This window comes from Nocardia sputorum, from assembly GCF_027924405.1.
Taxonomy (GTDB): Bacteria; Actinomycetota; Actinomycetes; order Mycobacteriales; family Mycobacteriaceae; genus Nocardia; species Nocardia sputorum.
In genome coordinates, this window is record NZ_AP026978.1 from 5,201,189 (window position 1) to 5,214,666 (window position 13,478).

14 protein-coding genes are annotated in these 13,478 nt (G+C 68.3%); 3 read left to right on the forward strand and 11 right to left on the reverse strand.

The features are described from left to right. On the reverse strand, positions 1-480 hold the full coding sequence (locus tag QMG86_RS23570) for a DNA-directed RNA polymerase subunit beta (RefSeq protein WP_281874852.1): 480 nt from the start codon (positions 478-480) through the stop codon (positions 1-3). Between the two features lie 120 nt (positions 481-600). Between QMG86_RS23570 and QMG86_RS23575 the strand changes: the two genes are divergently transcribed. Beyond that, the gene (locus QMG86_RS23575; protein ID WP_281874853.1) at positions 601-2,052 is read left to right on the forward strand and encodes a helix-turn-helix domain-containing protein; all 1,452 of its coding nucleotides are present in this window, start codon (positions 601-603) and stop codon (positions 2,050-2,052) included. Here QMG86_RS23575 and QMG86_RS23580 read toward each other — a convergent pair. Continuing rightward, positions 2,025-2,618, reverse strand: a complete 594-nt coding sequence (locus tag QMG86_RS23580) for a GNAT family N-acetyltransferase (protein ID WP_281874854.1) — start codon at positions 2,616-2,618, stop codon at positions 2,025-2,027. The two genes, QMG86_RS23575 and QMG86_RS23580, sit on opposite strands and share 28 nt — an antisense overlap. Positions 2,619-2,779: 161 nt before the next feature. Between QMG86_RS23580 and QMG86_RS23585 the strand changes: the two genes are divergently transcribed. Beyond that, the gene (locus QMG86_RS23585; RefSeq protein WP_281874855.1) at positions 2,780-3,262 is read left to right on the forward strand and encodes a 2'-5' RNA ligase family protein; all 483 of its coding nucleotides are present in this window, start codon (positions 2,780-2,782) and stop codon (positions 3,260-3,262) included. A gap of 159 nt (positions 3,263-3,421) precedes the next feature. Here QMG86_RS23585 and era read toward each other — a convergent pair whose 3' ends face one another. The 6 genes from era to QMG86_RS23615 form a co-directional block, all read right to left on the reverse strand. Further along, positions 3,422-4,339 carry a GTPase Era gene (gene era, locus QMG86_RS23590; protein WP_159845063.1) on the reverse strand — a complete coding sequence of 306 codons (918 nt, stop codon included), beginning with the start codon at positions 4,337-4,339 and terminating at the stop codon, positions 3,422-3,424. Then, entirely contained in the window at positions 4,332-4,718 is a 387-nt protein-coding gene (locus QMG86_RS23595; protein ID WP_281874856.1) for a cytidine deaminase, read from the reverse strand. Before QMG86_RS23595 ends, era begins: the two co-directional genes overlap by 8 nt. Continuing rightward, a complete protein-coding gene (locus QMG86_RS23600; RefSeq protein ID WP_281874857.1) occupies positions 4,715-6,079 on the reverse strand; it encodes a hemolysin family protein in 1,365 nt (454 codons plus the stop codon). The genes QMG86_RS23595 and QMG86_RS23600 overlap by 4 nt, the downstream gene beginning before the upstream one ends. Then, positions 6,076-6,630 (reverse strand): rRNA maturation RNase YbeY, encoded by a 555-nt coding sequence (gene ybeY, locus QMG86_RS23605; RefSeq protein WP_159845072.1) that lies wholly within the window; start codon positions 6,628-6,630, stop codon positions 6,076-6,078. The genes QMG86_RS23600 and ybeY overlap by 4 nt, the downstream gene beginning before the upstream one ends. Positions 6,631-6,692: 62 nt before the next feature. Next, positions 6,693-7,754, reverse strand: a complete 1,062-nt coding sequence (locus QMG86_RS23610) for a PhoH family protein (protein WP_281881100.1) — start codon at positions 7,752-7,754, stop codon at positions 6,693-6,695. A 54-nt stretch (positions 7,755-7,808) separates the two neighbouring features. Then, positions 7,809-8,810 carry a LysR family transcriptional regulator gene (locus QMG86_RS23615; protein ID WP_281874858.1) on the reverse strand — a complete coding sequence of 334 codons (1,002 nt, stop codon included), beginning with the start codon at positions 8,808-8,810 and terminating at the stop codon, positions 7,809-7,811. A 97-nt stretch (positions 8,811-8,907) separates the two neighbouring features. Between QMG86_RS23615 and QMG86_RS23620 the strand changes: the two genes are divergently transcribed. Further along, on the forward strand, positions 8,908-10,158 hold the full coding sequence (locus QMG86_RS23620) for an MFS transporter (RefSeq protein WP_281874859.1): 1,251 nt from the start codon (positions 8,908-8,910) through the stop codon (positions 10,156-10,158). A gap of 176 nt (positions 10,159-10,334) precedes the next feature. Here the strand turns inward: QMG86_RS23620 and QMG86_RS23625 are convergent, their stop codons facing one another. From QMG86_RS23625 to hrcA, 3 genes are all read right to left on the reverse strand, one after another. Continuing rightward, positions 10,335-11,075 carry a 16S rRNA (uracil(1498)-N(3))-methyltransferase gene (locus QMG86_RS23625; protein ID WP_281874860.1) on the reverse strand — a complete coding sequence of 247 codons (741 nt, stop codon included), beginning with the start codon at positions 11,073-11,075 and terminating at the stop codon, positions 10,335-10,337. After that, complete coding sequence (gene dnaJ, locus QMG86_RS23630) at positions 11,076-12,227, reverse strand: molecular chaperone DnaJ (RefSeq protein WP_159845083.1); 1,152 nt, start codon at positions 12,225-12,227, stop codon at positions 11,076-11,078. A 150-nt stretch (positions 12,228-12,377) separates the two neighbouring features. Next, positions 12,378-13,409, reverse strand: coding sequence for a heat-inducible transcriptional repressor HrcA (gene hrcA, locus QMG86_RS23635; protein ID WP_281874861.1), 1,032 nt, complete (start codon positions 13,407-13,409; stop codon positions 12,378-12,380). Between the last annotated feature and the right edge of the window lie 69 nt (positions 13,410-13,478).

The following is a 13,478-nucleotide window of genomic DNA, read 5'->3' on the forward strand; positions in this document are numbered from 1 at the left end:
TCACCGCCTGCGCTGCGGATGGCAAGCGCGGATGGACTCGATGACGGCCATGCCGGACGGGCGGAAGGCGTCGCGGGGCGGCGTCACCCATACCCGAAATCCCGCCTGCCGAGCGGCAGGTGACGGCAACGCAATCTGCGCGCCGTGCCGGGACACCGACACGTTGAGCCGGAACAACTCGGCGAACAACCTGTTCTCGTCCGGCACGTCCGGCACGATCAGGAAGGTCCATCGCTTGGAGCGCGGATGCGAGACGATCGGGCCGAGTCGCATACCCAGGTTCTGCATCCGGCCCTCCACCGCAGCCCCGAGCTGATGGGGCATGGTGACCGCGCCGACGCTGCCCGCAGGCACGATGATGCTTCCGATTTCGGGTTGGACTCTCGCGGGTAGCCCGCAGATCTCACGATAGAAGCGACACCGCGTCAACGGCGTGTCGGCCTGCACCGACGGCAACACCTGCGTGTCCTCCAACCCCATCCCCGCATCTCCCTGCTCGTGGTGTGCTGAGCACCCGGCGCCGAGGAGCATGCGCCACCGATCGGCCGCTCACAGCTGATCGGTGTGCCGTCGGGCGCGACGGCATCGACCCGGCACCGGATGCAGGACCAGCATCCGGTGGTGAAGAGCCGGAATACAGGTACGCAGCAGGCACTTTGGTCCTACTCTTCCGGTATTCGACACGTCGAGGTGAGGGTGGGGCCAGCGATGATCGACAAGTGGACCGGCGCTGAGGTGCTGGCGCTGCGGACAGCGATGCGGCTGACGCAGGAGGAGTTCGCGGCGGTCTGCGGACGTGCGGTGCGCACAGTCGGCAAGTGGGAGCAGCAGGGCGGTCGAGCCGCGCTGAGCCCGCGTTCCTCGGATGCGATGGACACGGTGCTGGAAGGTCTCAGCCCCGAGCAGGCGTACCGGTTCTACAACGACGGCGCATCGCTCACGGCTGCGATCGCCACCTCGTCACCGCAACCCCGCCTACACTCGTCTCTGGATGCCGAACTGAGGACGTGGGTCGAAATGAACCGACGCGAATTGCTTCGCCTGTTCGGCGGCGTTTCCGGTGGATTGCCTGCGGTCGCCGCGATTTTGTCGGGCCTGGACCCGGACGAACAACGACGAGTCGGTGACGTACTCGTCCAGCCCGGCCGTGTCGACAGCGCCACCATCGGCCATATCGAAACTGCGATGAAGACTGCGCTGTTCCAGGAGGACCTCTACGGTCCATACGTCGTACTTCCAATGGCCTCCGCTCAACTGGCCATCGCGTCCGCTCTGCTGCGGGAAGCACCTACCCACTTGCGGGCTCGACTGCTGACCGTCCACAGCCAGCTCGCGGAGATGGTGGGATGGATGCGGTTCGATATGCGCCAATTCGATTCCGCGAACTCGAGTTATGAACAGGCGCGCGAATCTGCGCACGCGGCAGGCAACGACGCGCTGGTGACTCTAGTTCTGTGCAATATGAGCTACCTCGCCATCTGGCGCGGCTCCCCGCGCACGGGAATCGATCACGCGGTCGCTGCCCAGAATTGGGCACGCTCGGTGGATGATGGTCTGCTTCGCTCATATGCCGATGTCATCGCGGCATTCGCCTACGCCGGTACCGGCCGCCATGACGCATGTGTCGCAGCGCTCGATGCCGCAGACACCCTCCTGGACAATGCGCCGCCAGCGGAGAATTCCATCGCCTACTTCCATGGGCAAGGGCTGTCGCTGTCGTTCCGAAGCGACTGTATGTACCGGCTCGGACGTGCGGCCGCGGCTCAGGAAGCTGCCGAATCGTCGCTCGCGCTCATCGGTGACGACTTCACTCGCAATCGTGCGGTAGCCTACGTCGACTTGGCACACGCCCACGTCGTGGCGGGGGAGATCGATGAAGCCGCACAGGTGATCGGCAAGGCGGCGGCACTGGCCATGTCGTGTCGTTCCGACCGGCTCGTCGGCATGATCTCGGATGCGCGATCGGACATTGCCCCGTGGTCTGATGCGCTGTGTGTACGTGAACTGGACGACCTTCTAGCGGATTACGGACTCCTCAACTCTCGGATGTAGACGTCGAACTCCGGTGATACGGAAGCCGGTGTGTCTTGCCGCCCTACCAGATGCCATCCACCGATCGCCCGGTAGAACGCATGTGTGTCTTCCGCCTGCGGCTGGACCGCCAGGGTTGCCCGCTGTTCGGATCGGCTGTCGAGCAGGGTGTCCAGCAGTCGGCGGCCGATGCCGAGCCGACGCGCCGACTTCTGCACAGCGAGATCGATCACCGCGAAGGTCCTTCCCGGCCATTCGCGCGTGACATCCGGAGATACCGGCTGCTGGAACCCGTCCCACCAACTGGTGGCGGTGGTCAGAGTGGTTCCGTACACAAAACCTACAAGAGTGTCACGACATTCCGCGAGAGCGATACCGAAGCCTGGCTCGGTGATCATCTCGCTGAGCATCTCTCGATGACGCTGCGACTCGATGTCCGGCCAAACGAACGGGGGCACCGAGAACGCTTCGTCATACAGCTCACAGATCGCATCGAAGTGGTGCCGTGCGTCGTCCGCGGTTCCGAGCCGGACCGCTGTCGCATCGTTCATGGACCAACCATAGATACGAACGGAGAATGACTTCATGGCCGAGGACTACACGGCGGATCACTGGTGGTGGCGTCCGGGATGGAAGCAGGGCAAGTCGTTCTACACCTGGCACATCACCTTTGACGACGATTCCCCAGCTGGGCAGCTGGCCCAGGTCTTCGCGCCGACTCTTTCGCAAATATCCACTATGGATCCCGTTGCGCGCGAGGGACTGCACATCACAATCCAGGGCATCGGATTCACCGAATCAGGTGACACCGGCGGATATACGGCGGATCAGCGAGGCCGCCGAGAACTACCTGTCCCGGCGTGAGCCATTCGACGCCCTGATCGGACCACCACGCGTCGACCGGGAAACCATCGGTATGCCGATTGCGAACCCTGAGTGCTTCATCGACATCCGCGACGATCTGCAACGCGCCATCGCCGATGTCTGGGGCAGCGATCAGGTGCCCGAGCGCGGCGACCGCTTCCATCCCCACCTGTCGCTCGCCTACTCCACTGGCGTGGCGTCGATACCCGACCTTCGCGACCTGCTCACGCGAAATGAACTCGATGACATACAAGTCTCCCAGGCGGTGACGGCGGTATCGCTCATCGCGCTGAACCGGGACAACGAGCGGTACGAATGGCGCGAGATCACCAAGATCCCGGTGGGACGCGGTGATTCCGGCGCATGACATGGCAGAACACTGCGCCGGAATCACCGAGACGTATCAACCCGGCAAGGTGATCAACCTGAACCGGTGCCAGCCGCTCAGTACCCATGCCTCCATGTCCCGACCACCGCCGGAGGTGTGTCGCGGCACCTCGAGAGGTTTCCGGGGCGATCGAACCGCTCAGAACCCGAGCTTGCCCAACTGCTTCGGATCCCGCTGCCAGTCCTTCGCCACCTTCACGTGCAAATTCAGGTAGATCCGGGTGCCGAGGATGTGTTCGATCTGTTTGCGGGCGTTGGTGCCGACCTCTTTCAGCCGGGAGCCGCCCTTTCCGATGACGATGGCCTTCTGGCTGGGGCGCTCGACGTAGAGCAGGGCGTGGACGTCGAGCATGTCCTCGCGGTCCTCGTAGGGCAGGACCTCCTCGATGACGACGGCCAGCGAGTGCGGCAGTTCGTCGCGGACGCCCTCGAGCGCGGCTTCGCGGATGAGCTCGGCCATCAGCGTTTCCTCGGGCTCGTCGGTGAGTTCGCCGTCGGGGTAGAACGCCGGGCCCTCCGGCATCTTCGAGGCGATGACGTCGACGAGCACCTCGACCTGCTCACCCTTGACCGCCGACACCGGCACCACGTCGGCCTCGGGGCCCAGGAGCTGGGAGACGGCGAGCAGTTGCTCGGCGACCTGGTCGCGGCTCACCTTGTCGATCTTGGTGACCACGCCCAACAGCGTCGTCTTCGGCGCCATCTGCTTGATCTGCTGCACGATCCAGCGGTCGCCCGGCCCGATCTTCTCGTCCGCCGGGATGCACAGCGCGATCACGTCGACTTCCGAATACGTGTCGCGCACAAGATCGTTGAGCCGCTGGCCGAGCAGGGTGCGCGGGCGGTGCAGGCCGGGGGTATCGACCAGGATCAGCTGCGCGTGCTCGCGGTGCACGATGCCGCGAATCGTATGCCTGGTCGTCTGCGGGCGCGAAGAAGTGATCGCGATCTTCGCGCCGACCAGTGCGTTGGTGAGCGTCGACTTGCCGGTATTCGGGCGACCGACGAAACAGACGAAACCGGAACGGAATTCGCCCTTGCCCTGTGCCTCAGCCACCGCGGACCTCGCCGGAGTCGGCGCTCACCGCGTCGGCCGCGTCCGCCGAGTCGTCGACGACCTCGAACACCGCGCCGTCGCGATCGGTGAAGATGATTCGCGCCTCCGGCGACACCTCCCGCACCGCGGTCACACCGAAGTCGGACAACCGCCCGCCGACCACGACGGCCGCCTCGAATCCCTCCGCGCCGCTGGACAACGCCGCGGCCACGGCGGCTTGCAGCGCCGTCAGCCGCAGCGCGGTCAGCGTGACCTCGCCCGCGGCGTAGGTGCGTCCGTCGGTGTCCCGGATCGCCGCTCCGCTCGCCCCGCCGGTGCGGCCGAGCGCGCCGCGGGCCAGCACCACCAGCTTGTTGTCCTCGGCGTCCAGTTCGGTCATTCGCTGTCTCCGTCCTCGTCGCGATCGGCAGGGATCTCCCGCTCCGATCCGTTGGCCTTGCGCTTGCCATTGGGATTGTCCCCGTTGGGCTTCCCGGCGGGGACCTTCTCGCGCGCTTTGCGTACCACCACGGTGTTCACCCGCATCCGGCCGCGCGCGTCCGGGCCGCCCTCACCGCGCAGCACCAGCCCGTGCGCCTCGATCTTCGACCCGGGCAGCGGCACCCGGCCCAGCTCGTGTGCGAGCAGGCCGCCGACGGTGTCGACGTCCTCCTCCTCGATCTCCAGCCCGTACAGCTCGCCCAGATCCTCCACCGACAGCCGGGCCGACACACGGTAGTGACCGTCGCCGAGATCCTCGATGGGCGGGGTCTCGTCGGTGTCGTACTCGTCGGCGATCTCTCCGACGATCTCCTCGAGCACGTCCTCGATGGTCACCAGACCCGCGATCCCGCCGTACTCGTCCACCAGCAAAGCCATGTGGTTGCGCCTGCGCTGCATCTCGTCCAGCAGGCTGTCCAGCGGTTTGGAGTCGGGCATGAACACCGCGGGCCGCATCACCTCCTGCACCCGCACCTTGCGGCTGCGCTCGGCGAACGGCACGAGATCCTTCAGATAGACCACGCCGAGGATGTCGTCGACGTTCTCGCCGATCACCGGGATCCGCGAATGCCCGGAGCGCACCGCCAGCGACATCGCCTGCGCAGCGGTCTTGTCCGCTTCGATCCAGACCATCTCCGTGCGCGGCACCATCACCGCGCGCGCCGGTGTGTCGCCTAGTTCGAAGACCGACTGGATCATGCGCCGCTCGTCGTCGGCGACCACACCGCGCTCACCGGCCATCTCGACCACCTCGCGCAATTCGATCTCGGAAGCGAAGGGGCCGTTGCGAAAACCCTTACCCGGGGTGATCGCGTTACCGATGAGGATCAACAGCCTGCTCAGCGGGCCGAGCAGCGCACCGATGAACTGCAGCGGCAAGGCCGCCGCCAGCGAGATGGAGTACGCGTGCTGCCTGCCCAGCGTGCGCGGGCCGACACCGATCACCACGTAGGACACCAGCACCATCACCAGCGCGGTGATCAGCAGCGCCCAGTTCCTCCCCCAGACCGTCATCAGTCCGGCCGCGAGCAGCACCGTGGCGCCGATCTCGCACAGGATGCGCAGCAGCACCATGAGATTCACGTAGCGCGCCCGGTCGTCGACGACCCGGCTCAGCCGCACCGCGCCGGGCCGGTCGGCCCGCACCATGTCGTCCACCCGGGCAGGCGAGATCGTGTTCAGGGCGGAATCGACGCCGGCGAAAACCCCACCCACGAAGATGAGCAGGACCGCCAGCAGGATCAGGGTCAGGGAATTCACGCGGGACCCAGGGAGTCACCCGGTGTGGTGAAGCCCGCCTTGCCCAGCAACCGCGCGTCGCGTTCGGCCAGCTCGGCGCGCCGCCGAGCCTCCCGCAGGCTCTCGTACCACTCCTCGAGCAGCCGGGCCTGCAGCGCGAACATCTCCTTCTCCTCCTCCGGCTCGGCGTGGTCGTAGCCGAGCAGGTGCAGGACGCCGTGCACGGTGAGCAAGGCGAGTTCGTGATCGAGGGAGTGCCCCGCCTTGCGCGCCTGTCCGGCGGCGAACTCCGGGCACAGCACGATGTCGCCGAGCATGGACGGGCCGGGTTCGGGGCTGTCGGGCCGCCCGCCCGGCTCGAGTTCGTCCATCGGGAAGGACATGACGTCGGTCGGGCCGGGTAGGTCCATCCAGCGCATGTGCAGGTCGGCCATGGTGTCGAGATCGACGAGCACCATCGACAGCTCCGCGGCCGGGTGGACGTCCATCCGGGCGATCACGAACCGTGCGACGCTGACCAGCTCTTCTTCGGGTACGTCGATGCCCGACTCGTTGGCGATCTCGATGCTCACCCGAACAGCCTACGATCCCGGCTGTCGCGTCGGCGGAGCGGAGCCCCGCCCGGCGAGACGAGTTATCGCCGGTCCGACCGGCTCGCCGCGCGGCGCTGCGCGCGATTGCCGCCGTAATGCGGGGCGACCTGCGGCCGGGTTTCGGCTTCGAAGCGGTCGTAAGCGTCGACGATGTCCGAGACCAGCCGGTGGCGGACCACGTCGCTGCTGGTCAGCTCCGCGAAGTGGATGTCATCGATCTCGGTGAGGATCTCGCTGGCGGCGCGCAGACCGGACCGCGCGCCCGTCGGCAGATCGACCTGCGTCACGTCACCGGTCACCACGATCTTCGAGCCGAACCCGAGGCGGGTGAGGAACATCTTCATCTGCTCGGCGGTGGTGTTCTGCGCCTCGTCGAGGATGATGAACGAGTCGTTCAGGGTGCGTCCGCGCATGTAGGCCAGCGGCGCGACCTCGATGACACCGGCCGCCATCAGCTTCGGAATGGCCTCCGGATCCATCATGTCGTGCAGCGCGTCGTACAGCGGCCGCAGATACGGATCGATCTTCTCGTTCAGCGTGCCGGGCAGGAAGCCGAGCCGCTCCCCCGCCTCGACCGCCGGACGCGTGAGGATGATCCGGTTGACCTGCTTGGACTGCAGCGCCTGGACCGCCTTCGCCATCGCCAGATAGGTCTTGCCGGTACCGGCGGGACCGATGCCGAACACGATGGTGTTGGCGTCGATCGCATCGACGTACCGCTTCTGGTTCAGCGTCTTGGGCCGGATGGTCTTGCCGCGCCGGGACAGGATGTCCAGACTGAGCACCTCCGCGGGGGACTCGCTGGAGCCCTCGGTGAGCATCGAGACGGTGTGCCGCACCGCTTCGGGAGTCACCACGCGGTTGCGGCCGGTGAGCGCGACCAACTGCTCGATCACCCGCTCGGCGAGCGCGACGTCGGCCGCCTTGCCGGTGAGGGTCACGGAATTGCCGCGGACGTGAATGTCCGCGTCGAGCAGCGCTTCCAGTTCACGAAGGTTCTGGTCGGCCGAACCGAGGAAGGGGAACACGGATTCTGGAGCGAGTTCGATGCTCGAGCGCACGGTGCGCGCTGCCGGACCCGAACCGTTGTCGCCGGCGCCGATGCCTGCCGCTGGGGTGGACGGGTCGCCGATCTCGCCTTGTGTTCTCAAAAGTGGCTATAGCCTGCTTTCCGGTCTCGACTGCTGTATTGAGAAAAGTTTAACGCGCCCCACCGACACCGCCCAGCGAATAAGCCGCGGGCAGAACCGGCCCTCACGGAATTCCCCCACGCCGCCGCGCCCAATCCTCGGTGAAGTCACGAAGCGTCGCACCGCCTCCGGCGGCGTCGCCGCGGCGGGCCAGACCAGCCCGACCGCGCGCGCGGCGCCCGCGTCCGCCAGCGGCACCGTCACCGGGCCGGACAACGGCCCCGCCGACAAGGGATCCTCCTGCGGCAGGATCGCCACCCCCAGACCCGCCGACACCAGCCCGGCCACGGTGACGAGATCACTCGACTCGAACGCGATGCGCGGCCGGATGTCCGCCGCGGCGCACAGCTCGTCGAAGATGCGCCGCATACCGAACCCGTGGTGCATGGTGACGAACTCCGCGTCGGCCGCCTCCGCGAGCCGCACCTGCCGCCGCCCGGCCAACCGGTGATCCGGCGGCACCGCGAGAACCAGGGGCTGGCGCAGCACGACCCGCCAGCCGACGCCCGCGACGGCGGGGCGCGGCGAGACGATGCCCAGATCGGCCGCGCCTTCGAGCACCCGCTCGGTCACCGCCGTGGCCGCCCCTTGCCACAGGGTGACGGTGATCCGGCCGGAGACGCGCCGGAAACCGCTGATCAGCTGCGGTACCAGGGAGCCACCGAACGAGTGCTGGAACGACAACCGCACGACGCCCCCGGCCGGGTTGGCCCGATCGGCGAGCGCCTGTTTCGCGGCGTCCAGCTCGGATCGCGCGCGGCGGGCGTGCTCGTAGTAGATCCGGCCGTACTCGTTGAGGGTGATCCGTTTGCCGTGCCGGTCGAACAGTTCGACACCCACCCTGCGCTCCAGACGGGCCAGCATGCGCGACAGGGTCGGCTGCGCGAGGTGCAAGCGATCCGCCGCCGCACCCACCCGCTCCAGTTCGGCGAGTGTCGTGAACCACTCCAGATCCTCTCCGAGCACCATCCCACCTCGCTATATGCGTCCAGAGAATCAACTTCCTCGCCATTATTCATTTCCTTCGAGATGCACCGACTGACGATGCTGGACGCAAGGAGGAGCCATGACCACGACCCGGATCGAAGCGGCGAGAGACGTCGCGCACGAACGCAGGATCACCATCGCGCTGTTCGCGGCCGGTCTGACGACGTTCGCCTCCATGTACAGCGCGCAAGCTCTGCTGCCGAGCCTTTCGGCCGCCTTCGGTGCGACGCCCGCGCGGGCCGCGCTGGCGGTCTCGCTCACCACCGGTTTCCTCGCGCTGGCGATCATTCCGGTGAGCGCGCTCTCCTCACGGATCGGCCGGACCAGGGTGATGATCGGTTCCGCCGTCGCGGCGGCGGTGATCGGGCTGCTGCTGCCGCTGAGCCCCTCGCTGGATCTGCTGCTCGCCGGACGCGCGGTGCAGGGCATCGCGCTGGCCGGCGTGCCCGCGGTGGCGATGGCCTATCTGGCGGAGGAGATCGGCGGGGACGGGTTGGGCGCCGCGATGGGCGTCTACGTGGCGGGCACCACGATCGGCGGGCTGGCGGGGCGGTTGATCCCGGCGTTCGCCCTGGACCTGGCGTCCTGGCGGTGGGCGCAGGCCACGGTCTCCCTCGCCGCCGTAGCCTGCACCGTGTGGTTCGTCCGCTGGTTGCCGCCCTCGCGCGGCTTCGTCCCGCGACCCGCCGGATTCCGGACCGTGCTCGGCGACCTCGGCAGCCAGCTGCGTCAGCGCGGACTGCTCGCCCTGTTCGGGCTGGCGTTCGTGCTGATGGGCGGGTTCGTCTCGATGTACAACTATCTCGGCTACCGGCTGACCAGCGCGCCGTTCGGATTGCCGGAAGCCCTGGCCGGGCTGGTGTTCGTGCTGTATCTGGCCGGAACGGCGGCCTCGGCGGCCGCCGGCCGGTTGACCGATCGGATCGGCAGGTCACGCGTCCTCGCGATGTCGCTGGTCGTGACGACGATCGGGCTGGGGACGACGATCCCCGACCACATCGGCACCGTGATCATCGGCGTGCTGCTTTTCACCGCGGGGTTCTTCGGGGCGCACACCGCGGCGAGCGCATGGGTGGGCGCGATGGCCGAGGGCAACCGGGGCGCGGCGTCGTCGCTGTACCTGTTCGCCTATTACCTCGGCAGCGCACTCGTCGGCGGAACGGCCGGGATCGCCTACGCTCGCGCCGGGTGGCTCGGCCTGGTCTGCGGTATCGGATCGCTGATGGTCATCGCGGCGCTACTGCTGTGGGTGTCGCATCGAGCGCACCGCGGTGCGGCGACAGGGGGTACCACCGGTAGCGCGCCGGAAGCGGCGCCCATCGAGGTTTGATCCGGCCGCAGCCCTTGCCGACGGCCACTCCGGGCGTCGCGGCGCAGCGCCGGTCCCGGTGGCGGGGTGCGGATCGCCGTGCGGTGTACGGCATGCGCGGCGCGTGCTCCTGAGCACAGAACGGATTCGGCACCTCGGCAGCGACGCGAGCCAACCTTGCGGGTGGCGCGCGGCTCTCACCAGCGCGGGGTCAGAGCGCCGAGCGCGCCGAGCGCGACCGCCGCCGCGGTGGAGGTTCGCAGCACCGTCGGACCGAGCAACGTCACCTCCGCTCCCGCATCGGCCAAGGCGGTGAGCTCCGCGTCGTCCAGCCCGCCTTCCGGGCCCACCACGAGCACGATCCGGGTCGCGTCGGCGAAGGGCAGCGTGCTGAAACGGGTGGTGCCGGATTCGTGCAGCGCCGCCACGATCGCGCCGCCGGTCTTCGCCGCGCGGATCAACTCCAGCACATCCTTGGTGCGGTGCAGGTCGGACACGTCCGGGATGTAGGCCCGGCGGGACTGGCGGGCGGCCGAACGGGCAGCGGCCCGCCATTTCTCGACACCTTTGGCCGCTTTGCCCTCCCAGTTCGCGACACAGCGCGCGGCCTGCCACGGCACGACGGCGTCCGCGCCCGCCTCGGTCATCAGCTCGACCGCCAACTCCGAACGATCGGATTTCGGCAGCGCCTGCACGACGGTGACCGGTGGGGCGGGCGGAGCCGCGAGCACCCGGTTGCGCACGGCTAGATCGAGCCGGTCGCGTTGCGCGGCGACGACTTCCGATTCGGCGAGCACGCCCCGGCCATCGGAGAGGGTGATCGGCTCGCCGACCCGGATGCGCCGCACCGTGGCGGCGTGCCTGCCCTCCGGGCCGTCGAGCACCGCGACCGCGCCCGGCTCGGGCACCTCGTCGAGGTAGAAGACCGTCGCGACCACCTAGCGCCCGCTGAACGAGGCGCGCAACCGCGCGAACAAGCCGCTGTTGTGCTCGGACTGCGCCGACATCACCTCGGCGCGCTCCCGCTCGCGCAATCCCTTGTACTTGCGCAGCAGTTCGGTCTGCTTGCTGTCCAGCTTGGCCGGGATCACGATGTCCAGGTGCGCGAGCAGGTCGCCGCGCGCGCTGGAGCGCAGCCGCGGCATGCCGTGCCCGCGCAGCACCGAGATCTCGCCGGGCTGGGTGCCCGCCGGAATGGACAGCTCGGTCGGACCGTCCAGGATCGTGTCGATCACGACGGTGGTGCCCAGCGCCGCGTCGACCATCGGCACCCGGATGGTGCAGTGCAGATCGTCACCGTCGCGGACGAAGACGTCGTGCGGCTGCTCCACGATCTCGACATACAGGTCGCCCGCGTGGCCGCCGCCCGGGCCGACCTCGCCCTGCGCGGCCAGCCGTACCCGCATGCCGTTCGCGACGCCGGCGGGGATCGGCGCGGCGATCTCGCGACGCGCCCGCACCCGGCCGTCGCCACCACACTTGTGGCAGGGGTCCGGGATGGTCTCGCCCGCGCCCCGGCAGGTGGGGCACGGACGCGAGGTCAGCACCTGACCGAGGAAGGACCGCTGCACGGACTGCACTTCGCCCGCGCCGCCACAGGTTTCGCAGCGCACCGGCTTGGAGTTGCCGTTGGTGCCGGAACCCTGGCAGATGTCGCACAGGATCGCGGTGTCCACGGTCAGGTGCTTGGTGACGCCGACCGCGCACTCGGCCAGGCTGAGCCGGGTGCGGATCAGCGAATCGGCGCCCGGCTGGACGCGGCCGCGCGGCTTGCGCGTACCGGCCGATCCGCTCATGCCGCCGAAGAACGCCTCGAACACGTCGCCGAGCCCGCCGAAGCCCGCGCCGTTGAATCCGGCCCCGCCGCCGCCGGATTCCAGCGGGTCGCCGCCCATGTCGACGATGCGCCGCTTCTCCGGATCCGACAGCACCTCGTAGGCGGTCGACACTTCCTTGAACTTGGCCTGCGCCGCCTCGTCGGGGTTGACGTCGGGGTGGAGCTCACGCGCCAGCTTGCGGTAGGCCCGCTTGATCTCCTGGTCGGTCGCGTTCTTCGCGACGCCGAGCAGTCCGTAGTAGTCCCGTGCCACTTGAGTTCTCTAGTCCTTGGTCGTTTTCGACAGTGCCGCCGGTGCCCGCGACGCGTGCGAAGCGCGCCGGCAACAGCATTAGTCTTGTGCACTCAACTTTATCCGGCCGAAGGGTCGAGCGTAGCAGTGGCGTCGCCGGGAGACGTCAGGTCAGCGCTCGGCGAGGACCTCGCCGATATATCGGGCGACGGCCGCGACCGACGCGATGGTGCCCGGATAGTCCATCCGGGTCGGGCCGAGCACCCCCATACCCCCGAGCACCGCGCCGGCCGCGCCGTAGCCGGTGGACACCACCGACGTGCCGCGCATCTGCTCGACCTGCGTCTCCTCGCCGATGCGCACCGTCACCGTCCCCGGCTGCTGGGCCGCGGCGAGCAGCTTGAGCACGATCACCTGCTCCTCCAGCGCTTCCAGCACCGCGCGCAGCGACCCGGGGAAACCGAAGTCGGCGGCGTTGCGGGTGAGGTTGGCGGTGCCGCCGAGCACCAATCGCTCCTCGGGGTGTTCCACGAGGGTCTCCACCAGCACCGTGGCCACCCGCACCAGCACGTCGCGCAGCCGCACCGGCGCGTGCTCGGGTAGCTCGGCGACCGCGGCCGAGGCCGTGGCCAGCCGTTTGCCGTCCATCGCACCGCCGAGCATGCCGCGCAGCGCGGCCAGGTCCTCGTCATCGATCACCGCGCCGAGTTCCACCAGACGCTGGTCGACCCGGCCGGTGTCGGTGATCACCACCAGCAGCAGGCGCGCGGGATTCAGCGCGACCACCTCGATGTGCCGCACCGTGGACGCCGAGACGGTCGGGTACTGCACCACGGCGACCTGCCTGGTCAGCTGGGCCAGCAGACGCACGCCCCGGCGCAGCACGTCGTCGAGATCGACACCGGATTCCAGGAATTCCAGAATCGCCCTGCGCTCGGCCGGCGACAGCGGTTTCACCTCGGAGATCCGGTCCACGAACTGCCGGTAGCCCTTGTCCGTGGGGATGCGGCCGGAACTCGTGTGCGGCTGTGTGATGTAGCCCTCGGCCTCGAGCACCGCCATGTCGTTGCGCACCGTCGCGCTGGAAACTCCCAGGTTGTGCCGCTCTACCAGCGTCTTCGACCCGATCGGTTCCTTGGTCGCGACATAGTCCGCGACGATTGCGCGCAGGACCTCGAAGCGCCGATCCTCGGTGCTCGACATCGGCCGCACCTCCTCGCATTGGTCTCCGGTTGCGCCGTCTCGGCGCCGACGTCCCGTGGCCACCATTCA

What these genes read in the sequence shown, in the direction of transcription:
- QMG86_RS23595 (WP_281874856.1), bottom strand. Translation starts at nt 4,718, where the DNA reads ATGACCGAACTGGACGCCGAGGACAACAAGCTGGTGGTGCTGGCCCGC.
- hrcA (WP_281874861.1), bottom strand. Translation starts at nt 13,409, where the DNA reads ATGTCGAGCACCGAGGATCGGCGCTTCGAGGTCCTGCGCGCAATCGTC.
- QMG86_RS23575 (WP_281874853.1), top strand. Translation starts at nt 601, where the DNA reads ATGCAGGACCAGCATCCGGTGGTGAAGAGCCGGAATACAGGTACGCAG.
- QMG86_RS23615 (WP_281874858.1), bottom strand. Translation starts at nt 8,810, where the DNA reads ATGGTGCTCGGAGAGGATCTGGAGTGGTTCACGACACTCGCCGAACTG.
- QMG86_RS23570 (WP_281874852.1), bottom strand. Translation starts at nt 480, where the DNA reads ATGGGGTTGGAGGACACGCAGGTGTTGCCGTCGGTGCAGGCCGACACG.
- QMG86_RS23580 (WP_281874854.1), bottom strand. Translation starts at nt 2,618, where the DNA reads ATGAAGTCATTCTCCGTTCGTATCTATGGTTGGTCCATGAACGATGCG.
- QMG86_RS23620 (WP_281874859.1), top strand. Translation starts at nt 8,908, where the DNA reads ATGACCACGACCCGGATCGAAGCGGCGAGAGACGTCGCGCACGAACGC.